The organism is Paenibacillus sp. W2I17 (assembly GCF_030815985.1).
In the GTDB taxonomy this organism is placed as follows: Bacteria; Bacillota; Bacilli; order Paenibacillales; family Paenibacillaceae; genus Paenibacillus.
In genome coordinates, this window is the sequence record NZ_JAUSXM010000001.1 from 2,542,904 (window position 1) to 2,569,151 (window position 26,248).

Genomic DNA, 26,248 nt, shown 5'->3' on the forward strand with positions numbered 1-26,248 from the left:
GAGCTACACCCGGTCTGCTGTGACCTTCATTTCAAAATTACCATTTGGGTTCGGCTTGGCATGAATATCCGTTGCGATACGAATATAAAAATCGATGCTGTCCTCCGGTTGAATCAGACCATAGGTTAGATAATCGATCGGAAGAAACGGGTCGGCCTGTCTGGATAATTGGACGTCAACACCGTCCGTTTCGAATTTTTTATCCATCTCCAGGTATACATGATCCACAGCATATCCAAGCAAGTTTTTGATTCTGACTTTCTTCGTTAACGTCGTCTGTCCGGCGATGATCACTCCATAATCAAGTTGTTTCAAAATACCACCAAAGGTATCTGACAGAAAGTCTCCCGACTCGTCCATAAACATTAATCCTGAATACGATCCGATAAACTTGGTTTCCCATGAGTCTACTGCACCCCAATAGTCCTGAAATTCAACCTTCAATGTATTCTCTACGCCAAAATTAACATTTCTCTCGTCAATATTGAGTTCCATATTGAATGGAGAAGCTGCTAGTCGCGTAAAATTACCATCCGCCGGATAATACGTTTTACCGTTCAACAAGACGCGGTACTTAACCTTGCCTTGATCTGCATCATCAAGCACACCTGTTAGTTTGTTACCAGAGAAGGTCAGGTCGATTGTGGCAGTGGTGTTTAACAATTGCAGTGACATATCTCTAAACTCCACCGCATTACGCGGTGCATCAACGATCATCTTCACTTCGTCCAGCGAATAGCTGTTTTCATAGTGCTTACTGCTATCGAAGTAGTAGGCAATTCGAGTTAAATCTATTAGATCCTTTTCAGGGATGGCGTTGAGTGTGTCCAGATTCATTCCTTTTCTTTTGAATAACGTTGTATCCTTGATATCCAGATCAAGCCACTTGTTGAAACGGTATGTCTTCCATGTGAGCCCTGAGTCGAACGAAGCAGCCATTCTTAATATACCTTCCGGACTGTTCTCCGTTACTTTCGTAGCGACAACTTTCTTCACGTCTCCATATAACGCTATGTCTGTTGGTTGCACAATTAATTGCTCAAACGGTAGCGCGTTATACATTAGCATCATGTCCCGATTACCTGCAATTACCTCTTCATCATTCGTCCACGTAACCACGTCAAAATCTCCCTCAAGTTCATCCAATGGGGAGTAGTTAGCCGTGATATTTAGTTCCGCTGACGTTTTGGATGGATCGTCTGTGTAGTATAGAACATCCACACTGTCACCCAACTCGTCGTAGAGGGTAAAAGGTTCGGTTTCGATTGTAATCGTTGATTCGGTTTGATTTGGGTCATCGGTGTATTCAATGATTTTGATCTCATTGTCTTCCCATTCTTCGGCTAATGTAAATGGATCGGTTTCGATTGTAACTGCCGATTCTGTTGCATTGGGATCGTCTGTATAATAAAGTACTTCAATATCCTTGTCTGCCCACTCCTCTTCGAGAGTAAAAGGTTCGGTTTCGATGTTAAAGGATGCATTCGAAACTCTTGAATCTGTTGTGTAATAACACAATTCTATTTCGCCTACCAACTTCACCCACATGTCTTCTGGAATAGTAGTGATATCATCTATCCCGAATTCTTTATAATCATTTTCCGTTGGAATTGCATTAATCAGAGTTGTCCAGTTCGTACCATTGATATATTTATATCGATCGGCATGGAAGACTAGCGTTTTGTACAAGCCAGTAGCACCAAATTCACCAGAACTATCAATATCAATAGCATCTATCCAAACAATCGCATTTTGATTATTCTTTATCTCAACAGTATGAACTTTATTTACCATACCTATTTTTTCATAAGTAAGGACCTGATAAACTAACCCGGCATTCTGAGTTGTCTTTTCTTCCACTCCATCAATGAAAATGCTAATATCGCTACTGCCAGTAGTATATTGAGCGCCGATTATTCTAAGCTTCGTTCCTCTGAATGTAAAAGCAACTTTATCATTAGCAGTTGATGTGAATGTATACGTATTATTGTAAAAATCATTACTATTTCCCGATGTCCATGCACCTGAATAAGTAATAGCATTATTATTATTGTCTATTCTTTGCCAACCTGACTCAGCAAGTAGTAGTGCCTGTCCTATTGTAGCCATTCTTTCAACACTCCTTTCTAAATTCTAAATCAAACAATCATTTCACATCGTTATGTGATTGATGCCTTCTTGATTGGTATTTTTAATGTGTCTATTTTTTGTTTAAAGACTTTTCCTGAACCTAATTGAGAGTTGTATTGAACAATAAATCTTTGTTCAAACATTTTGGAATTGGCTAGATCAATAGAAGTTCCTTTATTCATACCGTGATTAAAGAATATTTGTTCTAATGGGTTAGGAAGCTTTACTAACCTAGAGGGTGTGAATTCAAACATTTTCAATTCATTGATTAATGTATAGTTAACATTCCCTCCATTGGCAGTCCAATTAATACGATACATTTTATAACTGTCTGTTTTGTTGATGTCGATAAGGTATTCTTTGTCTGTTAAAACTGTTACCCATGTCTGATCTGCTCTCGCATCTAAAACAGTCCAATTCACACCATCATTAGAACCTTCAAAAGTCCAGTTCTTAGGCATTATACTCGTTTCGTTTAGAGTGCTGGTGCTTCTTAAAGTATATTTTCCTATCCTAATAGGCTTATCAAACTCATACCCTAAATGTCCAATTCCACCCGTTCCACTTGCACTGAGATAATAACTATTATCAGCACTATCAAATGCTTTCCAAGCATCAAATCCAGAAGAATTTATACTACCAGCAAATGCTCTACCATTAGAAGAAGTATTGGATGTCATTAGTGGAACAGCAGTACTTACTCCAGTGATTTCAGGAGCAACGCTACAATATTCGCCTCCAGATGAAATCAAGAATTTATTCAAACCTGAAACAATTTCACCGTTAGAGTCGATGTCTATGGCATCAATAGAGAAGTTATTGTTTGTACTTGTTGTTGTTAACTTTACTTTGTGAAAACCATATTGTAAGTTTAGTCTTTCGAATACAATTACCCTGTATTTGTTTGTAGAGTTATTTGGATTGTATGAAGATATAACCCCATCCAATTCTACTGTTACGTTATTCACTCTGTTTGACCAATACATATCAATTATTCTTAACTTTGTTCCATAGAAATAGAATTCGATTGAATTTGTTGTTGCTCCACTCAGAGTAAAGTAATGAGCTGTTCCTGCATACGTATTTGGATCTCCCGTAACAGAAAGCCAGTTGCCATTGTATTTGATGCTCTTATTTGCATCATCAACTCTTTGCCACCCAGATTCGGGATTGAGCAGTTGATCTCCTACTGTTGCCATTCAACTCATCTCCTTTTAAAATAAATAGAACACACCATATAGATGTGTTCCTCATAAATTTAGCCTAATATAATTTTTTTTGCTCTATGCTTCTCCCTGTCGATTGGTTGTCTGAAGAGTTTGCCTGATCCTAGCGGAATTGAATCTTCATTAATATGTTGTTTAACATTCAACACTTCAACTGTATCGATTTGAAATCCTTTGTCCATACCATTCCGAATATAACTTCCCTCGCTAGAAGGGAATTCTAATAAAATAGAAGGCATTAATCCATAAAACTGAACAAAAGGAATACTTATCCATTCATTGCCACTAGTCGCTAATGTTGCTTCTATTTTATAATAATTATAAATTTTTTCATTTTTAATATCAAATGTTTGATAAGTAGTTGTATTTGAAACCAATGCTGTTTGTGTATCTAGCGTATCCCAAGTTGTACCATTGTTAGAAGCCATAAATTTAAATGTTCTCAGTCCAGCTAAAAATGAATATCTCTTAACACACACAGGATCATTGAATCTGTAGCCTATATATACTGGTTTTGAAGAAACTGGTATGAAGTTAGTTGTATAAACAGTAGTATCATCATTGTCAAAAACCTTCCATGTGTAACCTGTTGAATAACTTGCTGATCCAATAACGCTACCAGCTGCATTATCATAGCCATCCATCAACGGAATTAAGGGTTTGCCAACCTTTTTGTACAATGAATATGTCGTATCTTCAGATGAAATCAAAAATTTATTAAAAACTTCAAATGCGTATGGCTGATACCCATTTGGAATAGGATGTGCAAATGAAGTAGCTCCAAAATTAAAAGTAACTGTTTGACCTATCGTACTAGCTTTTATATATGGTATTACTTGATTATCTCCCATAAAGGTTTTAATGTCAGTGTGAGAAACCCCTAAGCTAACACCATTTTTCCAAAACTCTAAGATACCATTATCTAAATCAAGTAATACGGATATAATGTCATTTGCAGTTAAACTTGTTCCATATCCAGTTAATTCCGGGTATTTCGCGCCACTGTAAGCATAGTATCCTCTGTAGTTCGAACTAACAGCAACACTAATAGGTTGACTTGATAAAGACACACCAAAATGATAATTAGCATTACCACTGATATGCTTAACTTCCCAATACCATTTTCCTGTGCTTTTTCCTTTGTTTGCACGAATACCATCGGAACTAGTAGTAGAAATAAATGTTAAATCTCCATTGCTTAGATTAGGACTTCCAACTTTGTCAGATGGATTCAGTGTTACTTTTATTGATCCCATTACTTTACCCTCCTTATCCGTACATCACCATATTTCATATTTTCTTTCAAAACAAACAAGACACATCATATAGATGTGTTCCTCGTAAATTTAGCCAAGCGTAATTTTATCTACTCGGCGTTTTGACATATCAACTGTGTGTTCGAAGGTTTTAACTGATTCATGAACAATAGAATTAGATTCAATAGGCTTAACACCGTTAAACTGTGTTGGATTAATTGTTGGTTCCATACCATAATTCATAAAGGTTTGTTCTGATTGGTTGGATAGTTTCAATAGTTTAAATGGTATTCTTTCATACATCTTAAACTCGCGGATGATGACATACCCGCCACCATTATTAGAACTCCAATTAAGCCTATACATTTTATAACTATTTGTTTTATTAATATCAATAGAATACTCTTTATCTGTATTGTTCGCTGTCCATGTTTGATTTACTTGTGTATCTAACACAGTCCAAACTACTCCATCGTTACTACCTTCAAAAGTCCAATCTTTGGGAGCGAACAAAATAGTGTTTGCGGTTAGTGTGTATCTTCCTATAACGACACGTTTGCTAAACTCATAACCCAAATGCCCTGTTTTAATTGAGTTCTGACTATAGTAATCACCTACATTTCTATCAAACGCTTTCCAAGGCTCATAGCCAGTGCCATAAATACTACTTGCAAAAGCAATACCGCTAGGAGTGGTATTGGATGTCATTTGTGGGATTGCTGTTTCTGTCGCATAAACTGTTGGTGCTACTGAATAAGTTTTGCTATTAGATGAAAGTAAGATTTTTCTATAATGTACATACTCTAAAAATTCAAATTCTTGAACCCTCATTGAATATGTTCCCGAAGTGAAATTAACCCTATAGTACCTATATGAATTTGAATTATTTATATCATATTGATTTTTACCATTTGTATTCCACACAACAGAGTTTTGTGAATCTAATATCACCTGTTCTCCTGAAAATAAACCAGTATTACTTGCTTCTAAGTTAAATCCAGTAGGTGGTACTGCTGTATCTATAGCTATAGAATATCTTGAAACTTTGACTTGATTGCCGAAGTCAACCCTGAACCAACATGATGGAGCTTTCGCATTTGTACTCCAATAAGTAGAAGAGTTTTTATCGACTGCATACCATACCAATCCACTGGTCACTTGTTCGTTAGCTTGAACAGCGTATGGTGTGGGTACGTTTACCGCAGTCATTGCAGGGAGCAAATCTTTATAATACCCCATAAACGATTCTCCTTTCTAGACAACATCATTATTTTAAAAACAAAAAGAAGTAGAGCATCTAAGCCCTACTTCACACTTACACTTGTTATTTCGAAATACTTTTTTAGATCGATTCTTTCTTTAAATAACTTGCCTGATCCTAGCGATCCGTTGGCAGTCATGGTCTGAACGAAAACTTCGTTCTTCCTATCAAATACAGATAGATCATCCATTCCGTCATTAATAAAAGTGTCTTCTGAAGGCAAAGTTGCGGATATTGTATTCCATCCAACTACTTCACCTTTTGGTGTTTTCTCAAACATTTTCAACTCTGCAATTACTGTTATTGTTGCATTCCCCTGATTGGCACTCACATTAACTCTGTAATAGGTGTAAGCATCTGAGTTATTAATTCTATACTCTTCTACCGATCCTCTCGCTAAAGTTGCATTGTTTGTTTGAGTGTCCAAAACAACCCAACTGACACCATCATTAGATCCTTCAAATATCCATGTTTTTGGCGGCTCACCAGTAGCATAATAGGTGACATTAGTCCTCATGGCTAGAGAATACTTATATATAATCTTCTTAGTTGGGAATTGATATTGCAACCAACTTATAGGCGTTAAAGAAGCCCATCCATATCGTTCATCCTGAATGCCATTGAATGCTTGATATGCATCAAAGCTTGCACTGTTAATGCTACTAGCACTTGCAATACCTGATGGAGAAGTGTTTGATGTTATAACTGGAATTGCGTTATCATTCGACTCTATAAAAACTTTTGGCGCATATTTTTTATAGGCTCCATCATGTTTGACGAAGGATTTAAACATTGGCAAAGTTTCTAGTTCTACTAATGGTCTATATCCATTTGTAGTTATTGTGGTATCCGAAGTTAGCCATGCATTTGCAGATGTACCGCCACGTCTAACCCTATTTGCGCTAGCTCCCGGATTAGTTGTACTAGTCCAAGAATATCTCACATCCCAATTCCAAACATTATTGTCTCCTGCAACTATCGATCCATTAAGAGTGGAGTTAACTATATATTTATCCCACTCATTTTCTTTGTCAGTAGAGGATATGCCACCAGTCAATAAGCGAGAAATGAAATTGTATCCTGTAATATCCATATTAATGGGGACACCAAAAACCAAACCGCTACTACTCAAAGTATTCCACGAAATACTATGCTGAATGTTCCTATCGGCAATAAGTCGCTTTCGACTATTCCAGTCTTCTACCATAATAAAATAGAAGTCTCCATTTGGCGTTGCTGAACCTATGGAAGAGATAAAATCAGAGGTTTCTTTGCCAAGTCTGCCGAATGAACCAACAGCTCCTGAAGTCGCAACATAATTACATCTGATGCGTTTACCAACCTCAAGTTCTCCAACACTTGTTACTTCATCTGGATGAAATAACCGACCTGTGGAATCAATATCAATTGCATCGAAATGCCAATAGCTAGATGATCCATTACAATCTATAACTACATCGTGATAACCTTCTATGAGATTTGTCTTCTCATAGCAAAGCATTTGAGAGACATTAGCAGAGGAAGTCGAAGAGAAGGTTTCAGATTGTCCATTAATAGTAATTCTTATTGACATATTATAATTCGGGTCGCCATAACCTATAAATCTAAGTTTCGATCCAAAAAATCTAAAGCGAATTTCACCATCAGTTAAGGTGCTATTAAAATAAATAGAACTTCCCTTCCATAGACTTGCATTAGAGAAAGTTGTCCATTTCCCATTTATAATAAATTGAGGGTCAAGATTATCATACCTTCTCCAACCCTCATCTGGTGTAGTCAATTGGGTTCCAATAAGTCTTACCATGCGTCCAGTTACATTAATGTCTATTGCATCAATATGAAAATTACCTGTGCCACTAACTTTTTTAACTATAACCTCATGAACCCCATCAGTTAAACCTAATTGTTCAAAAGCGATCCTTTGAGGTTGATATTGAATAGAAGAAGATGAAGTTGTTAGGTCGATATATTTTATTACTCCATCAATGCTAACTTCAACATTTGTATCATATGCGCTACCATACTCTGCAATGAGTCTAAGCTTGTCTCCTGTAAAAGAAAATTTTATATAATTCCCAATTACATTGCTATACCTAACTGAGCCACCTTCAAATACACGCCCCGTGGAATTCGTTACTGTCTTCCAATCTGTACCCAAATACAGTGCGTAGTTATCCGTGTCATACCTCTTCCACTCTGGCTCTGGTGTTGTCAGTTGTTGTCCGACACGTGCTACCAAATAACCGTTATCATCAATATCTACAGCATCAATATCCAACCTCCAATCTCCGTTCGTTCCGCTGATAAGATTAACTTCATGAATACCTAATGGTAGATTGGTTTTTTCATAGGTTACTTTCTGTCTTTCGTCTGCTGTTGTTGGCATTCTTGGATTAAACTTCTCAGTTACTCCATCAATGACCACTGAAATATCATTTGCAAAAGCCGGACCTATGCTTGAAATTAGTCTAAATTTGGTTCCGTAAAATTTAAACCTAATTTCAGTGTCACCTTTTCCTTGAGATGTATAGTGATGACTATTATTGTAAATACCTTGATTTGCCCCTGTATAAGCAATCCAATTCGCTCCAAGATAAGCAAAAGCATCGTGTGTATCATCAAATCTTCTCCATCCTGTTTCAGGGGAGGTTAGAGCGTGTCCATACAGATACCCCGTTTCATCAATATCTATAGCATCTAAAGTGAAATTTATCCGATTATGACCTGTTGCAATAGTAACCGTGTGAACTGCAAGAGGTAATCCAGTCTTTTCATACACTATGGATTGCTGAAGGTTAGGGGAACCTACTGCACGAAACGCACTATACATCTCTGTTACACCATCTATCGTGATAGAGTTATCAGAATGCCTATCTGAGTAAAAGTCAGAGATAATCCTAAGCTTTGTTCCGAAAAAAGAAAATGTAACATAGTTATTGTCGACAGCTCGGCTAGTTACTCTTATACTGCCACCATAATAAACTGTATTGGATGGGGATGGGGTGGTCCAAGTTCCTGTATACTTTAAGCCAACATGTGTATCATCATAGCGTCTCCACCCTGATTCGGGTGCAACTAATTGATCTCCTAATACTGCCATCATTACACCTCCTTATATTCAAATACTGGACGAAAACCAATATAGTTTTGTGATGCCGAAGAACCTGTAAAAGCTACACCTCGATTGTCTGACCTTGATTCATATCCACGTACAATTCTTGAAGTATTAGTTGCACTTAATGATGTTCCAGCATTTGTAGTCCATGTGCCAATAGCTGGAGATTCTTTAGTCCAAGAAAAAACATTTAGATGATGCCAAACATTATCGTCATTGGGCTTTACCTTTCCACCCAAACGACCATTTTTGATATACACATCCCACTCATTAATTGTAGGGAATGCTCCCAATCCTAAGTCCTTCATACTCAGTTTTCCATCCTTATCTGCATATCCTACTCCACCAGATATACTACGGACAATTCCTGAGACACCACCAAAGGTTTTAGGCAACCCTTCGATAATCTTATTTGCATTCATTGAATCCCAAGTGACAGTATGATGTCTAATGCGATCAGAGATTAAAAGACCTTTATCTACTTTAATAGCGTACCAGTAGTAGTTGTTTAAACTTGTAGTACCAACCAACCCATTTACAGGTATTTCGTTTATTCCTAGAGTGCCATCTATAAATTGCTCTCCAGAAGAATCATATCTCCATACAATATAGTCGCCAATCTCCATATCACTTATATTCGATCTCAATACGCCTGTAGTCGCTGGAACTGCCATAAAATCACCCCTTACTCACTCTGATTCTATCTATTTTCTTAAATTTCGCTTTTTCAACCTTCTGACGTAACACCATGCCTGTTGGAGTGTCAGATGCTTGTTCCATGTTCAATTGATATATTTTCTTTAAGCCTAGTGAACCAGATTCACTTTCAATAAAGGGATTACTGTATTTATCCTTCTTATTAAAATCGTCTATGTAAAAGTTCGAATATTTCTTTTCTGCAAAAATCTCAATTTTCACCTTCGCATACTTGGCAGGAGATTTGGACACAGCGCTATTAGCTGAGACTTCCTCATACTCCAACCACTCAAAGCCGTCTTCAGATGTACTCCAGTAGATCTTGTATGCTGCGCCCCCCGCAACATCTACCTTTGAAGCCACACCTTTAAATGATGCGATCTTATCCTGAATTCGAATCGCGGTGGACTCCCAAGATCCAGTAGCAGTATAAATTGAATTCCCGTCCGCATCATGACCCAGTTCTCTTAATTTCAACCTCTGATCCTCATATATCGTATCTTTAAAAACACCTACAGATAGATCTATATCTAGTGCAATTTCTTGAATTGCCATATTCTCACCACCTATCTCATCTCAAAATCCAGCTCAATGAATGTCCCAGTTAATGATCCCTGCATGATTTGCCTTCAGAGGGGCTATGATTCGATCTATGACAAACCCGTTTTTACGAATTACGAGTTGCCCAGGCAAGTCCAGGTTAGAGGAAATTTTTATTTGAAAGAATACGGATTCCTTTAAAGGCAGAGAACATACGCATTGAAAATTAATTTGTGCATCATTCAGGTTCATTGTTTTTTTGTAACCAAAGTTAAAACATTCAATCGTATTTCTGAAAGCCCCTGAATTCCCTTGCCCTGAAAATCCAGCCATATTCGCTTCTGAGGATCCATTTTTGAATTGGATGATGTCATTGTATACAAACGTTCTCCCGGTTAAAGGGTACTCCTGCTCCTCACATTCATAAGATATGGAGTAACGATCAGCATTAATGTGAAAGACCCCATTGGCAACATTGTAATAAACTTGGGATCCTTGACCCATCAATCCGAATAACACCAACTTCTCTTTGTTGATGTCATAAAAGCGGTGTGGATGTTGTGTCTGAAGATCATACTCACTCAGATACGTTCCATCATAATAATCGGCAATCCATATATAAGCTTGAGATACAGGTGAACGAGAGTACTGTTTCTGACCTAAAATCACAGTTTTTCCTCCTCATAGATAAATAAAAAGACAGGCTATAATAGCCTGTCTGCATCATTAACTTTTCTTAAACGTAACGATAGGAGATACGTTTCTTGAACTCTTGTTTACCACTACGAGCATTCAAGGGTACTTCGCATTGAATAGACAGCGTTACATAGTTACCTGCGGCGTCTTCTTGATTTCCATTATTATTGACTCCCAAAATCTCTTTTGCTCCCGGTACTAGCGGTGTTGCATAAGGTATTCCTGAATAATCCACCGTGGTTTTGCCCGTAGTTCCAATAGGCTTCGAAAAGTCTTTGCCTACACGAGAGCTCTCTTCATCCAAGTCGTTCTCCCCAAGTGAGTCCACTTGCACATGAAACCAGTTGTTTTTAACAGCTTCAATATCGTGTTTAACCGTATCACCAGTGCCCCCGTCCATATCCCGCGTTGTAAAGGTGCAATCCTCCATTTTTGACACATCCGTCGCACCACCTTTGTTGTTCCACACATTAAAAATACGAATTTCACTTTTGGTATCTGCATCAATAACACCATAATCAAACGGTGCTACAATCTCCTTGCTATGTGTTGCGTCCATCCATGTAATAATTGGTTGTGTCATTATAATCAATCTCCTTTTTTTATGTTCTTATGGTTAATTGAATTGTAAGATGTTGAATATCAAGTCCTGCTTTGATAATTTGAATCCGAAATACATCCCCTGCCGAAACTTGTTTGTTACTAAACTTTGCCTTTTTATTGTCAACATGAGCTAGTGCATTAAACTCCAATGGAGCGTCCATGATATCCACCCAGTGGATTAGATCTCTGGATTTCTCAATTCTGATCTCTGTTTCTGTTTCTCCATAGACACCACAAAAACCCTTCACATCCAGGATCTCTCCATGAAATGGGAAAGGAGCTACAACCCCTATGACTTCCTGAAAGACATAAGACTCTTTGCAGAATACAATTACACGGTCTTGGACTTCCAGTGGAATTTCGTTTAACTTCAAATGCTCCGCTACACTCATTAAGCCATCTCTATACGGATTAACTACCTGCAAATTCTGGCCAAATATATCAATTTCAATCCAGTTGTTTCCATCATAACGATATCTTTTGCCATCCTTGTAGGTTTGGACCGTCCAGCCTGTCTCAGGAAAAGGATAGGTGTCCCGCAGTTCACGAAGATCCGATACCGGACCTTTATACACGAGTCGAGTCGTTTTATAGGCATCTTTGGCTCGATTAGCAGCTTCTAACGCTTCATCTGCTGCCTGGTTGGCATGATCCGTGGCACGCCGGGCTTGCCCTGTCTGGTCTATGGATTGCTGAATGACTTCTTCTACTCGTTCCATCGCCAGCTGCGTCTCATCCAGCTTACGCTGTGATTCTTCTATAAAATCTTGCAATGTTTTGATAACATCCGGATTACGTGTAATCATTGCATAGATTCGTGAAGCAGGATACATAATGAGTCCTCTACCTTTATAGCGACATAGATGAACCCTCCCTTCTTGAGAAGGGTGAAATTGAATGGTACCCATGCCATAATGAACGAGAAACTCATTCTCTGCCAACTTCTGTTTTTTCTCATATACATGTTGGTCAATCTCAACAAAACCACTAATAACAACCTTATCGGTAGATGAAGGGATTTCAAGTAAAGTGATCATGCTATTAATGACAGGTAACGAATCTGTCCGATCCACAAATGGATCTACAGCATCCCCCTTGCGGGCAATAATTGTGAGGGGATCATTATACTGCATATGTGTATGTAAATTTGACAATAGTTCACCTCCTTTCGTTTAATACTCAGTTTGTATATACATTGCTGCTTCCAGTCGTGATTCGGGCAGAAGTCCCCAATGATGTGGTAACTGTTGAATTGACACTGCCAATGGCTTTAGCTCCTGCAAATACGGTCGTACTCCCTGATGCAACTCTTCCCTGTCCACTGCCCGATGTAGAGGGTCGTATGTTAATATATCTTGTTGAGCCATTACTCGTTGGTACAGCAGGACTTGCGGTCCATGTATCTGGAGAAGGGTCGTTCACACAGGTAACTGCCCGTCCGTTCACATACACCGTGGAGTTGGATGCTGTCCCCGATGAGGTTATGACTGCATTGGTGCTTCCACTGCCACCTGAAGTCCAAATTCCACCGCCCCAGTCCAAGCATGAACCTGTTTCTTCGTCCCTAACTCTACAAAAAGGTTCTATCCAATTTTCAATGTCGTATGTAACATGCCCACTTTTACTTGTCTGACTTACACTTGAACCGTTATAAGCTACTCCAGTCATATAACCTCCTACTGTAACAACTTGAATTGATATCTGAACTGGATTCGTGCATCTCCACGAACACGCAAAATATTTTTCCCCACAGACAAACTTAGAAATTGATCGTTAAAATCCTTATATCTGTACGTTACAGGAAGAGAGGATTCTATATGTTGTCTCTCGTTATCCACATACACTTCCTCATCATGCACCAGATTCTTGAAACGAAACTCTTCAGCATGCCGGGATTGATTGTCAATCTGAAAGTCACCGTTCCCTTGCTTGTGAATCCAAATTTCAGGCTTACAGACCTGATCTCCTTTATTGAACAGCACAAGAACCGGTTCAAACGAAAAAGTGATTTCTTTCAATTTCGGTGATTTACTCAAGTCATTTGTATCAAACAAGACACGATACATAAAATGGTGCTGATCGACCGCTGTGTCTTCACTCAGTCCAGGTACAATTCCATCATTAATGCACGTTTCCCAAGAACTCCATTCCATACCATCCATTGAATGTCTCGTCTGTACGGTAATTCTGGAACTCTCCGAACTAGCTTCACTAACCCAATTCACCCGGCTAAACACGCCTCCCGATTCAATAGGAATCTGAATTGGACGAGATACATAATGACCTTTTTGATGTGTTACTGACAGCCAATTAGCCATATAAACACCTACTCAATCTTCCCAAAAGGTCGAAACCAGGCAGCTGAACCGATTTCTTTCCATTTTGCGATTCGATGGGTGGACCAGACTGCATTCTTATCATACGTTGTTGTTCCATCAATCGTAGTCCAAGTTGGCTCTTGATCACCGGACTCTCCTGCCTGGATACATATGTAGTACCTGCCGTTATCTATTGAAGGCAACACCATATCATTTTTCTGATACAGGGTGGTTGAAGCCCACTGACTCGTTGCCCGAATATCCTGAAATTCGGACCCTTCTGATATTGGGAAAACAGGTTCCCGATAACCGGAGTAACCGGACTGGATGCATTGATACACATGACCATTATCCACCGTTGGCACGATGTAATCTCCATTTTTGTAAGAATGCACACTCTCCCATTCGGGAGCAGCTTTACCAGAACGTGTATTTACCCAGCCGTAATAACTGCCATATACGCAGTTGGCATTACGTAATGTCGCATTTTGCAGATAGTCTCCGCGGATAGGGATGTCTGTAACAAAGTCATCGGATATCTGGTCCAACTTTTGAAAGTTTTCACCCAAATCTCGAATGGTGTTCTCAATCTCATCTGTAAACGCTGGTATTTTTAATTGAAGCTTGGATGTATTGGTTGACATAATTCTCTCCTTCCCGAATTCAGTTCAGTTCAATCCATGTTGTATATTTGGGGTAATCGCTCCATTTAGGTCGGTTCGTATTTAAGGTGAGATGACCTTCTGAATTCACAATCACCGATTTGGAATCTATCCCTGTTTGAAAAGTCGGTTTCCACTCATAGATCCGGTCTTTCCATTCATACGTTCGCGTTGTCATTACCGGGGAGTAGGCATACGGTGAATCACACCTGAACGTCAATGTAATGTAACCTTGCCTCAGTCCATTGTGTATCAGTGTTGCTTCATCTACAACGAGTGCATAAAAAATCCTTTCAGGATTCACCCCTTCCTCGGTAGTAAATGTTAATTCCTGATAATAGTCATGCTGCGTTAACCATCTCGCCACTTCCCTGATCTTGTCTGAGTCCCAACTCTCTTCAAATGCAAAAGAGACCGAGAATTGTAGCGGTTCAACCTCAGTTCTCATAAAATAAGGTTGATCCCTTCCCTTGATCTTCTCTTCTACAATACTCCGGGAAGGAGCAAAGTTTTCTTCCAACATACCACTGCTAAGATTGACGTTAATGATGCCAAAATCCACAGATTTTTGGCCTGCATACGAAAAATATAGTGCATCCCGAATGGTTATCGTAATCACCTCCTTTCCAGATATACTGTTAATTCAGGTCTATACGTTGGCCGTTAATTTTAATATTGCGATTAGCTTTGATTTCAATATCACCATCGTTTTTCATATGAATGGTTGAACCAGCTTCTGTTTTGAAAATAATTTCTTTGCCACTTACTTCAACTGGTCCGGATTCAGACTCCATAACCACTTTGTCATCCATGAATTTCAGACTTCTTCCTCTTCCATTGGATTGTGCCGAATATAACAGTTCGAGGGACCCATTGGGTTTGGTTATTAGACCTTTACCATATTGCCTTGCGTCTCCCTCACCCATACTGATAATCGGATAGGCCGTCTGTCCATCTCCTTCAAAATACAGCTTCATTTTGGTCTTGTCTGTCATTCCATAGACCATCACTGGCCAGCTGGTTACATCTGTTGTCATTTCACCAGATTGACTGGCATTACGCCAATATAACTTACGCCCATCTGATAACGCTTTATGCGTACCCGTTCCCGCCTCAACCATACTCGTCAGAAAGGTTAACTCTTTCCCTTCAATCTTGATGTAGTTGGACCATCCTTGTACTGCTGCGCGCGTCAAAGTTGAAACTTTGCCAGAAACGATTGAACTTATGAAACCATCCTCTGCAGTAACCATCGTTGCTGCGATCAGTTCTGCATCGATCGCTCCCGCACCAACAATGTCCCATTGATTCATGAATATCTTACGTTGCTCCGAATCAATCAACAGCGTGTTTTGATTATCCGTTATCTTCAGCTTTTTGAATTTAGCAGTACCGTCCATGGCAATGGATGCAACAGCATCTTCAAACTCTTCTGCGCCAGCCCAGAATCCTTTCAATGGGAACATTTTCATCACACCTGCTCCATCTCGCAAGGTTAATGATGATCCTTCGATCTGGCCATCTTTGAACAAAGAGTTTTGAATCTCTGCTGAATCTGCATAGAGTTTATTCATCCAAACATTTCCGTAATAATCCGCATGAAAAGGAGCCCTCGCCCATACACTGGACCCGAGAGCTAAACCATTTTTATCTATTGTAAAGACCTGATCATCCACGCCAGCTTTGACAAACAGATCACCATCAAGCGAAGTACCGAATGTTTTATCTGCAATCCCGTTACGAAAACGTTCGATAATGAATCCTTCATCCGCTGTCATAGAAACGCGATTAACTTTGGTCGTATCATTACAGTTAGATGAACCGTACCTGTTCAGGAAAAATCCAAAACTATCCGGTTGCTCCGATAGCAATCCGAGCTTAACGACTTCACGTCCACAACGGTCATCGATCATCAATCTGGACCCCTCAATGGTAAACACACCTGTTGTATCCCCTATCACAACCCGCTGACCCAGAATGATCTTGCCCAGCACCATTTCAGCAATCAGTCCATCTGCCGTAATGGCCGTTTCATATCTCAGCCCCCCTGATCGTGTCAGGCCCAGTGCACCATTTGTCAAACGTAGAAAACGTAATGGATCATCCGGATCAGTAATGGTAATCCCCTTGTTGTTAATATCCACTGTGTTGTTAATGGACATATTAATTTCATTTGTAACCTTATTCCAGAATCGGTCGAACAGCTTGCTCATATCAGATGAATCAACAACAGCTTGACCCCATTTTATCTTATTGGTATCAACAATGATCGAGGTGTTCTTGGTTTCATTTAGAAACTTCTCAATGCGGGTAGATTCATCATTTACATTTTTAATGTTGGATAACGTTAGACTGATGGAAGACGAATCATAGTTATATTGAATCTCACTAATACGGGCGGTCACCTTAATACCAACTGATTCATATTTCACATTGACATAATCCCCAAGATTGAGTTTATCCCAATTAAGCTGCTCCTCCACAATCTCCAGAAAGTTAACAATATCTATATCCACAGATAGTTGAGGTACCTGTAGTTCCCTGAATTTTTCGAGAGCTGCCTCGTACAGATCCTTTTCATCAATGTACTTGTCTTCATTAAATTCTCGTTCAATAACAAAGTAGTTGAGCTCCTGTAACTGCTCTGAGGAAAAGTTGTTCTCGGCCGTTAATAAGGTCTGTAGCTGTGTAATTTGTTGCTTAACCGCTATAATCTTGCTATTCAGGTTTGAGATTTCGACCTCTTTCAGGGAGATCTGGTTCTTTTTCTGATCCAAACTATATCGATCCACAATGATAGCTTCATTGGAAGAGGTATCGTATTCACCAAGGCTTATGGTGTTTACCTGAATGAAGCAACTTGCTGCACCCCCGTTTAAACTCACTGTAACCGAGTCAGTTCCCTTAGATCTGGTTAGCATCGTCCATTTTCCAGATACTGTATTGACCCATGTTCCATTCACTGAAATGGATACTCCAGCAGCAGGCTCAAGTCTTATCATGACAGCATATGCATAATCTGAGTTAAGTTGAAACGTTCGAGATGAGTTGCCCGAATGAGTATATTTTTCAAAAAACATTTTATCAGCAAACTGTTGGGAAAGTGTCACTTCCTCCAAAACAGCCTCGTCGTTTTGCAACTTGTTCAGATCAATCTGTAATGGAATCAGATCCTTTTCATACTGTTGAAGCTGAGCCAGATACTGATTGAATTTCTCCTTGTTAGACTCAACTAGGTTATTGTAATCAAGTAAAGCATGGCATAGTCCATCAGACATCCAAAGACTTGAAGTAATGACTTTACGAGAAGAATCGCGTTCAAACGGATACAACCAGTATCCAAAATTCTCAATATAATTTTGTCCTGTAGGATTCACTTTCTGAATTCCTAAACCATCTCTGCCACTGGCATATAATCTCGTAACCATTTCCTCAGCACTTGTCTCTCGATTCATGCTTTTTAACAATTTCCCATAACCTACGGTGAGTCCTCGATTAATTCCCGTTAGTTCTGGCTTGGTCATACTGATTAGTCGTTTTTCTGTATTAAAATGAACAATCGCGTTATATGTCTCTGCTACCGAGAATACAGCCTCAAGCACACTGTTAGATGAAAAATCGAATGTCCTGTAACTTAATTTAAAATCGGCATCCAGGTAATCAATGTTCCAAAGCGTGTTGGCCAGCAGTTCCGTCAGCACTTGTTCTGCATGATACGATTCTGCAAAATAACTATGGATACGCTTGTCTGACAATTCCCTGGCTAGTGAGTAACATCGGACGTTTAGCATGTCCGCATCACCCAGATCATCCCCTAGGCTATTTACCGTAAACCACTCTATCTTGGTACCTTGCACCATTTTTATTAAATATCGTTCTTTGATCAGATCTACATTTTTGTTTCTGCGCAAGACATGGGCAATATCCAGCTGGTACGGTATAGAGAACGATAACTCGCTAACATCATTTAAGCGTAAACTCATGGAGTCATGACAAATCTCACTCATTTTGCTAATGATCTCCCGATTCGGTTTTGCTAAAAAATATTGGGGCTGTATAGGCTTTCTAAGATAATCTATAACACCTGGCATTCGGCTTCACTCCTTTCTCCAAATATAAAAAGGAAGGGCTTCTGCCCTTCCCTAAATGGTTCTCCACTTTAATTTGTTATTCAACGCTTCTTCGAATTTCCCAAGCAAGTTCATTCCGGTATCGTTATCTTTAGCCATAATTTCAACTTTATCAATCTGGATTCGGTTATCCGTATTTCCGGCAACTCTATTCTCAGAAAATTTGAATGTACTGAAATCAAGACCGGTTTTGATTCGATCTGTGATCCCCCGAACTACATCTACAATCTTCAGAAGATTGGATGTATCCGATTGATTCAGAATCAACTCTTTCTCATGGGCAAGCAAGAATTTTCCTCCTGCAAACGACGGAGTCATACCACCAGTATTCGCTGAAAAGATATTTAGCTTAGCCAGTTCCGCAAAGCTATTGTCAGGAAATTTATATTTGTCCCGGTATCCCTGGTTCTCCTGTTGCAGTTTTTTGAAATCCTTCTCCAGTTGCTGATATTTATATGAGTCTGTATTATATAAAGACATTTCTTTTCGGATTTTTTCAGCTTGATCCTTATTACTCAAATAATGTGTCCATGCTTTTCTTGTTTCCATCGTGCCTTGAATTTTAAATTCATTGGCTGATCCACTATTATTGTTACCCTGTGATCCTGAATCGGATGATGAATAGTCTCCTGCTTTAAATTTCCCTATGCCTTCCATCGATTGCTGAAAGTTGTACGTCATGTTCTGCATTTCTTGAGAGGTTTCAAAGGCATGCTGCTTAATGCTAGCAAATAATTCGTTATACCTGTCTCCTATTTCGGTTAATTTTGCACTGACGACTGCAGCATCATTACTCATCAATCCTTGCTTCAAATCATAAAAATACTTTTGGTCCTCAAGGATGTCCTTGTAGTAACGTTCTGTTTTCTTCTTCTCATCATCCAGATTAGCTAGCGTTGCCTCATGAAGATCGCTATCTTCTTCTTTTAGCTTATCTGTGTAGTTCTTATGATCATCAAGTTGGTCTTGTAGTCCCTGCTTAACAAGTTCTCTTTCACGATCACGTTCGTACTTAGCGATTTCTTCATCTACGGTTGAGAGTTGCTCTGTCAGATCTTTTCGTTTTGCCTTAGCCTCCATGGAGTTATCCAAAGACAAAACGTTAAGTTTGTCCACAATTTTCTGACGTTCGTTCTTTTTCTTGGTCAACTCTTCCTCATAATCGACAGAAGAATTTTCACGATCCAGTGCTTTTATCCGTGCATTAATGTGCGTTTCGAACTTCTTCTGCTCATCATCCAGATGTTTATTTCGCTCTTTATGACGTTCGTCTTCAGCCTTCCGCTGCTCATCAATGGCATCGATAGCAAAGTCACGCTGCTGCTCAATGACTTTTTTGAAATCTTCAATAATTTTGTCTGCGGCATTTTCACGCAAGGCTTTTAATCTCTCATTTACGTCACTCATCGCTGAATTGTTGTCTATTAGCGCTATGTTTAAATCTTTCAGCATATTGGTATATTTTACGGTCTGATCAGCGTTTAATTTGCCACCTGAAAGTAGATGCTCAACATATTTAATCTCTGCTTCTGTGATACGGTTTTTCTCTTGTAGAAAAGGTATCTGGCTTGCAAGTTCCTTATTATATTCTGCAGATCCTTCCGTCATGGTCTTCAATTTTGCATTTGAAAGAGAAACTAGATGATCTTGTTCCGAAAGCTTGTCATTATAACTTCCGATATATGAATCTATCACTTTCTCTCTTTTAGCATAAATTTGAGATTCATCCTCTACGTTATTTGATTCCAGGTCTGCAATTTGCTTATTATACGTTTCTGAAGTTATTTTCTTATCTTTAAGCAGTTGCTTAATCTTGGCTATCTCTTGCTCTCTCAATTTAATTTGTTGACCAACATAACTAATTTGTGATTGTTCTTCTTTGCGCCATTCATCAGAATTAATATATAACATGGATTGTTTACTTGTGGATTTTGCGATCTTTGTCTGTACTTTATCGATTGCCAATTCGTAATATTCAGTCCAGGAATCGATTAGCTTGTACCGATTATCGTTTTGTAGGTTAGAAATATCTTTTAATTCATTCTGCTTCTCTTCTACTGCTTTATTCTTTTCATCTAACGTCGCTGGTACAATTACGGACGTATTACCTTTACTTTTTGGGGTGGATGATTCAGAGTTTATAGATGCTACTCCCGAAATAGAAGCATAGTTATTAAGTACATTGGGAACGTATTTTTTCGTCTCATAAAAAGGAATATTATGTATTTCACCATTATTAATCCATTTATTCACATTCCCAGGACCCGCATTATACGCAGCCAGAGCATGTTCAACATTACCTTTATACATTTTTAGAAGATCCGAAAAGTATTTGGTTCCCCCTTTAATATTCTGTTCAGGATCAAAACTGTTTTTTACCCCTAATCCTTTGGCTGTAGGAGGCATTAACTGCATAAGTCCTGATGCTCCTACCGGAGACATGGCATTAGGCTTGAATCTGCTCTCTGTTTGTATAATTGCCGCAATCATATTCGGGTCGACCTTATACAGCTCAGCATACTTGTTAATATAGTTAGCATATTTTCCTGCGTAACTACCTGTTGTTTTCGCTGCAGTAAAAACGCTCTCAGATGTTGCATCTTCTGATTGCTTGGTTGTTTTTATTTTGGTAGATACTAATTTCTCCGGGTTCTGTATACCTTTCTCAATAAGGTTTTTCTTCTGTTCGAGTAAAGAGTTTTCTTCCATCAAAGATTTTCGATATGCAGCTGAACTGGTTTCCATATTCTTTTGTCTGTTGTGAAGATCATCCAAGGATTTATCTACACCTTGAATTTGTTTCTGAAGTTCGGTCAGAACCTCCGTGGTTTCTGTATATGTGTTATTGGCTTGTTTGGCGGAGTTTGCAGCCTTATCAGAGGTCCCCGCGTTTTTCTCATTACTAATGCCCAAAGAATCCAGTGATGATGTCAACGCACTCATAGTGGCATTTGTGTTATGTACAGTTACTAAAAATTCTTCATAAGGGGCTGCAAGATTCTGGAGATCCTTATTAAATTTGTTACGCATCCCCTGATTTTCAGTTCCTAATCCTGTGTAATCCTCAACTTCAACGTCTGCAGCCAGTTTTAACCTGACTTGGGCTTTTGCGGCATTTAGTTCCGCAACCGTCGTAATGGCTTTGATTTCAATTCCCCAAGCTTTCAGTTTACTTGCCAGTACTTGGTTATTATTAATCAGCTCATTTTGACCTAGCAATTCTAATGTTTTGAAATAATCAACCTTGGTTTTCTTCAAGTTTTCCAATGCTGATTTTTCAATTGTATAGCCATCTTTGGTTTGTTTCACATGCTTAGCAAGTTCGGGATACTTCAGAATTAATGCATTCATCTCATCTGCAGACAGAGACTGCCCTTTGGATAGATCATGAATAACAGAGTTCAATTTGCCAATCTCCGAGGTAACACTATTGACCTCACTGGTGAATTTACTTAAATCGGTATTTACCTTGATAGGTTCCTCTAATGGTGCTAAATTAATCTCCGCAATTGCTTGATTAACTTTATTTAACGTATCAATAGTCATATCACCAACGTTAGGCAACTGCTGTAGAAAAGCCATCGCTTCTTCGGGTGTTTTAAATTCTTGATTCTGGAGAGCGTTAAATATTTCTTTGGCATCTTCACCAATTTCCGTAGCTGTAGCTTCACTTTGAGCAGCCATTTCAACATAGATATCGACAAACTTTCGGGTTGATGCCTTAACCTCTATCCCTTCTGCTTCTTGTAGATCTATATAGCTCTGATAAGCTCCTTTGATCGCATCGGCTTTAATATTAATATCTTGTTGGAACTCTTGATTTAAATCGGCAAGTTCTTGACGCAATTCTTCATATTTTTGAGCAGCAAATTCACTTTCATTTACAGCCTTATTGTAATCAGTCTGATTATAATTTTCTGGACCCATCCGATTATATTTCTTTAATTCATTTTGCCAATAATCATAGGTGTCAGACTTGTATTTCTTTACTTCTTCTTCCTTGTTTTTAATTTCTTCTTTATTACCAGTTATTCTTCCCTCAATGTCCCTTGACTGTTTGTTATATGCCAATTCAGCCTTGAATCTTTCGTTCTCAATTTCTGTCTCGAGTTGTTCGATTTTCCCTTTAATTGCTTCTGTATTCTCACTCAGAGATTTGGTCTGACCATTAAGTGACTGAGTTGTAATTCCGTATCTGGTAGACAATTCACTTTCAAGTTGAGCAAGCCTTGTTTTTTCTTCATAATTAAGCGAACTCTGGTTTGAGAGTTCCTCATACTCTGCTGATAACGATTTCAAACCATTGAGATCGTATACCTTCTGATTCAACGCTTCTGTTTTATCAGAAAAATCCTCGGTGGCTTGAGTCGCGTTTGAGAACTTATTCATTAACCACTCTAAACCGGTACCAATTAGCGCAAACACAAGTCCTACACCAGTGCTAGCTAGTAATGCCTTAAAAGAATTTTTTAATATAGTAAGACTCATGCTCAACGCTTTGGTACCCGCACTCGCTGCAATAGTTGCAGCAGGAATTCCCATTAAACCAAGAACGGCCTTCGCAATCTCCATTACTAAAATTCGTAAAGACGCGCTTAACAAACCTACGGCCATGCCTAAGAGACCAAATAATGCAAAGCTGCTATTTAGTTGTGCCATCCAGTTCAGTAAACCGGTAACAAGTGAAGTAATGGTGATAATGCTGTCTGATACTAATGCGTTACCCAGTGCTAGTGTGAGTGACTCCCAAGCGGTCTGCATATTTTGAATTCGTGCGCCGAGTGACCCCATATATTGCTCATTATCTTTCATTGCCGCCCCTTGGGAATGAAGGGCTGATTCCGATGCATTCACGGATGTTTGCCAATTCTGCATCAACGCAGTGAACGTTGTTGTCTGATCTTGTCCTGCCAAGCTGAAAGCCGTATTTTGTTGCTGAGCTTTCGTTAACTGATTCCATTTTCCCGCCAGTTCATCCAGTACCGTGATCACATCTTTGTCAGCTTTGGAGATCCCTACGGATTGTAGAGCCCCGGCAGATTGTTCATCTGAGCCAACTCTAGTATATATCGCCTTCAGTCCTCGTCCGACGACATCTCCACTTTCCCGAGTAATACTGCTAATAGCCGCTGTATTTCCCAGTAGCTCCTCAATCGAAACTCCAAAGGATTTGGCTGCTGCGCCAGCTGAAGTTAAGGATAATGCCAGATCCTTACTTGAAACACCGTAGTTCCCACTAACCTCCTTGAGCTTATCTGCAATCCCCATACTCTTATTAGCTTCGATGTTAAATACAGCCATTGCCCCAGTAAGCGTATTTACCGAATCACCTGGCGTCAAGTTGGATATATTCTGAAGCACACTTGCAGCTTTCCCAAGACTCAGTGTATCTGACTCGTTAAATCCCTGATTGGCAAAGCCGATTAAATTCCCGTTCACCTCAGACATGCTACGTCCCGTAGATTGAGCAATATGGATACTACCATCCATCATTCGATCTTCGTTGAATGACTTCCCTATTGTTCGTCCTAACTGATTCATCTGACCATCCATTTGAATGATGGATTGAACTGCTTTCCTTAAGACATCCATGGGCTGAATCAATGAGGTTACATTTCTCATCCATCCCCCAGCCATGGTTGAGGCACCCTGCATAACTTCACCCAAGGTTTTGATTTCTCCACCTGCTGCAGAAGACGAGCGCGTCGTTGCTTTAAGCTGCTCATTGACTCTAGCTAAATGCTCCGCAGATGCTTTATAACCAACCGTAGACATGGATGAGTTAAGCGTCAGCATCTCATTGCTTAGTGATCTTAACCCATTGGATACCCTTCCATTCAAACTGTATTTTTGACTTGCCTGAGCGATTCTTTCTTCTGTTTCCTTAATGGAATTACGCAGGTTTGTATCCATTTTTGCATTCTGTTGTAGCGCTTGCTGATGTGCTCGATCTTTGGACTCGTTGTTTCGGCTTGTTTGCTGTTCCAAAGCTCTGCGCGTGGCCTGTTCTTCACTGAGAATGATTTCACGTTGCTGGTTCAAACGGTTTTGTTGATTAAGGATACGTTGCTGTTGACCTACACGCTCCATCACTTTATCGTAATTTCTTACTTCACCGTCATTATTAGTATTCACTGTAAGAAGTTGACCTGCATCATTTTTATATGTTTTAGAGTAACCGGTAATTTCACCTAATTGATTTTTGTTTGCTTTACTCTTGGTCACTGTATAGCCTTCTAGTTCTTGTTCCAGACGTTTAATAGATTTTCGTTGTTTCTCATAAGCTGCTGTCTCAGCATCCGTCATATGGCGCTGACGTTCTTGAATCGTCTGAATACGTTTATATTCATCCATTGAACTTTGCATCATCAATTGATTCTGAACCATGGTACGATTCAATCTGTTCATGCCCTCTGCATAAGAGTTGATTCCTTGTACAAAACTTTGATCAAAATCTACTTTGACCTCAAGTTTGTTCATTTTATTTGAAAGTTCTCGAAGGGCCTTATTCAGATCTGTAATTACTTGATTGGTATTTATATTCAAATCCAGTTCATTCTGCATTCATGCATCGCTCCTCTTATAACAAAAAGGAGCAATTCAATGAATTGCCCCTATTGTGCGTATTGTTCGAACTGTTCACACAGTTGGTCGTAGACATCCGCTGTTTCTCCCTCCAACTGCAATGAACAATTCTGCAGGATTCGGTACATCGCTTGTAACATTGGCATACGTTCAGCATTTGACTCGATCATCACTTGCTCTTCCAGTAACTCCTGCAACTCTTTTTGAAGTATTAGTGAGTCTCGTGGAACCATGCTGCCATTTCTCATGGCAAAACTGCCGTCTTCATTCTTTAACATGTGTTGATCTTTCAGCTCTTCCATTTCTTCATGAAACTGCTGATAATGTTCAACCAATAGTTTTTTAAACCGAGTCCGTATACGGCTTTCCTTGGCTTCCAGCTTGAGCTGGTGAAGGAATACAATGTGTTTTTCCAGATTTGCTTTCAAAAACACTAACATGAGTATTCTCCTTTTATAGATGTATTTCGTTAAATAATCTCATCTGTTGATTGTTGTGCACGTGTCAAGGCCAACTCAGATACCATTGCTGCCATTTTTTCTTGCAATGCCTTAAACTGTTCTTCAAGTTTTCTAAGTTCCACATCCGGAAACTGTGTTAGTACTTCTTCCATAATTCCGTTATCTAGCAACATGTTGGTTACCTTGATGAGTTTCTCCACATCCAGCTTTCTAGGAATCGGAAGATCTGAGAACTCTTTTAGAAGAAGTGTGTTATACAACCCAACTGTATCTTTGATAACTTGATCCGTAACATCTGTTTTCTGTCTAAGTTGATCGATTAGAGATAAATAATTGGTGTTCACATTATCAATTAGCGATTTCCGAAAAAAGGTATGAATCTGGACTTCATACTGCTGGTCTGTTACATAAATCGTTTTGCGCTGATTGTTTTTAGCATCTAGCGTACTTAAAGCTGCCGCCGTTAATTTTTTTGTTTTTGTCGTAGTCAATATGATCACTCCTGATTCTGATTTAATGGTCCCATTAACATGAGAATTCCCTGATATTACGGCTCTGTACTTGAGCAA

Annotated in this window: 18 protein-coding genes; all 18 read right to left on the reverse strand. The window is 39.1% G+C overall.

Annotated features, from left to right (window positions below; genetic code table 11):
- Window positions 1-3 precede the first annotated feature (3 nt).
- A complete protein-coding gene (locus QF041_RS11120; RefSeq protein WP_307414070.1) occupies window positions 4-2,109 on the reverse strand; it encodes a hypothetical protein in 2,106 nt (701 codons plus the stop codon).
- A 50-nt stretch (window positions 2,110-2,159) separates the two neighbouring features.
- A complete protein-coding gene (locus QF041_RS11125; RefSeq protein ID WP_307414071.1) occupies window positions 2,160-3,329 on the reverse strand; it encodes a hypothetical protein in 1,170 nt (389 codons plus the stop codon).
- Between the two features lie 59 nt (window positions 3,330-3,388).
- Window positions 3,389-4,612 (reverse strand): SPRY domain-containing protein, encoded by a 1,224-nt coding sequence (locus QF041_RS11130; protein WP_307414072.1) that lies wholly within the window; start codon window positions 4,610-4,612, stop codon window positions 3,389-3,391.
- Window positions 4,613-4,702: 90 nt separating this feature from the next.
- Window positions 4,703-5,851 carry a galactose-binding domain-containing protein gene (locus tag QF041_RS11135; protein ID WP_307414074.1) on the reverse strand — a complete coding sequence of 383 codons (1,149 nt, stop codon included), beginning with the start codon at window positions 5,849-5,851 and terminating at the stop codon, window positions 4,703-4,705.
- A 65-nt stretch (window positions 5,852-5,916) separates the two neighbouring features.
- Entirely contained in the window at window positions 5,917-8,976 is a 3,060-nt protein-coding gene (locus tag QF041_RS11140; RefSeq protein WP_307414076.1) for a hypothetical protein, read from the reverse strand.
- A complete protein-coding gene (locus QF041_RS11145; protein ID WP_307414078.1) occupies window positions 8,976-9,662 on the reverse strand; it encodes a hypothetical protein in 687 nt (228 codons plus the stop codon). Before QF041_RS11145 ends, QF041_RS11140 begins: the two co-directional genes overlap by 1 nt.
- Before the next feature lie 4 nt (window positions 9,663-9,666).
- Window positions 9,667-10,239 carry a hypothetical protein gene (locus QF041_RS11150; protein ID WP_307414080.1) on the reverse strand — a complete coding sequence of 191 codons (573 nt, stop codon included), beginning with the start codon at window positions 10,237-10,239 and terminating at the stop codon, window positions 9,667-9,669.
- Window positions 10,240-10,272: 33 nt separating this feature from the next.
- Window positions 10,273-10,893, reverse strand: coding sequence for a hypothetical protein (locus tag QF041_RS11155; RefSeq protein WP_307414082.1), 621 nt, complete (start codon window positions 10,891-10,893; stop codon window positions 10,273-10,275).
- A gap of 67 nt (window positions 10,894-10,960) precedes the next feature.
- Window positions 10,961-11,503 (reverse strand): hypothetical protein, encoded by a 543-nt coding sequence (locus QF041_RS11160; RefSeq protein ID WP_307414084.1) that lies wholly within the window; start codon window positions 11,501-11,503, stop codon window positions 10,961-10,963.
- 19 nt (window positions 11,504-11,522) lie between these two features.
- Entirely contained in the window at window positions 11,523-12,677 is a 1,155-nt protein-coding gene (locus tag QF041_RS11165) for a hypothetical protein (protein ID WP_307414087.1), read from the reverse strand.
- Between the two features lie 25 nt (window positions 12,678-12,702).
- Window positions 12,703-13,191 (reverse strand): hypothetical protein, encoded by a 489-nt coding sequence (locus QF041_RS11170; RefSeq protein WP_307414089.1) that lies wholly within the window; start codon window positions 13,189-13,191, stop codon window positions 12,703-12,705.
- A gap of 8 nt (window positions 13,192-13,199) precedes the next feature.
- Window positions 13,200-13,841 (reverse strand): phage tail family protein, encoded by a 642-nt coding sequence (locus tag QF041_RS11175; RefSeq protein WP_307414091.1) that lies wholly within the window; start codon window positions 13,839-13,841, stop codon window positions 13,200-13,202.
- Between the two features lie 8 nt (window positions 13,842-13,849).
- Window positions 13,850-14,485 carry a hypothetical protein gene (locus QF041_RS11180; RefSeq protein WP_307414094.1) on the reverse strand — a complete coding sequence of 212 codons (636 nt, stop codon included), beginning with the start codon at window positions 14,483-14,485 and terminating at the stop codon, window positions 13,850-13,852.
- A 19-nt stretch (window positions 14,486-14,504) separates the two neighbouring features.
- Complete coding sequence (locus tag QF041_RS11185) at window positions 14,505-15,122, reverse strand: distal tail protein Dit (protein ID WP_307414096.1); 618 nt, start codon at window positions 15,120-15,122, stop codon at window positions 14,505-14,507.
- Window positions 15,123-15,141: 19 nt separating this feature from the next.
- Complete coding sequence (locus QF041_RS11190; RefSeq protein ID WP_483874687.1) at window positions 15,142-18,594, reverse strand: phage tail spike protein; 3,453 nt, start codon at window positions 18,592-18,594, stop codon at window positions 15,142-15,144.
- Between the two features lie 51 nt (window positions 18,595-18,645).
- Window positions 18,646-25,197: a phage tail tape measure protein gene (locus tag QF041_RS11195; protein WP_307414100.1), complete on the reverse strand. Its 6,552-nt coding sequence runs from the start codon at window positions 25,195-25,197 to the stop codon at window positions 18,646-18,648.
- 50 nt (window positions 25,198-25,247) lie between these two features.
- Window positions 25,248-25,658 carry a hypothetical protein gene (locus tag QF041_RS11200; protein WP_307414102.1) on the reverse strand — a complete coding sequence of 137 codons (411 nt, stop codon included), beginning with the start codon at window positions 25,656-25,658 and terminating at the stop codon, window positions 25,248-25,250.
- A 29-nt stretch (window positions 25,659-25,687) separates the two neighbouring features.
- Window positions 25,688-26,170: a hypothetical protein gene (locus QF041_RS11205; RefSeq protein ID WP_307414104.1), complete on the reverse strand. Its 483-nt coding sequence runs from the start codon at window positions 26,168-26,170 to the stop codon at window positions 25,688-25,690.
- Window positions 26,171-26,248: the final 78 nt, after the last annotated feature.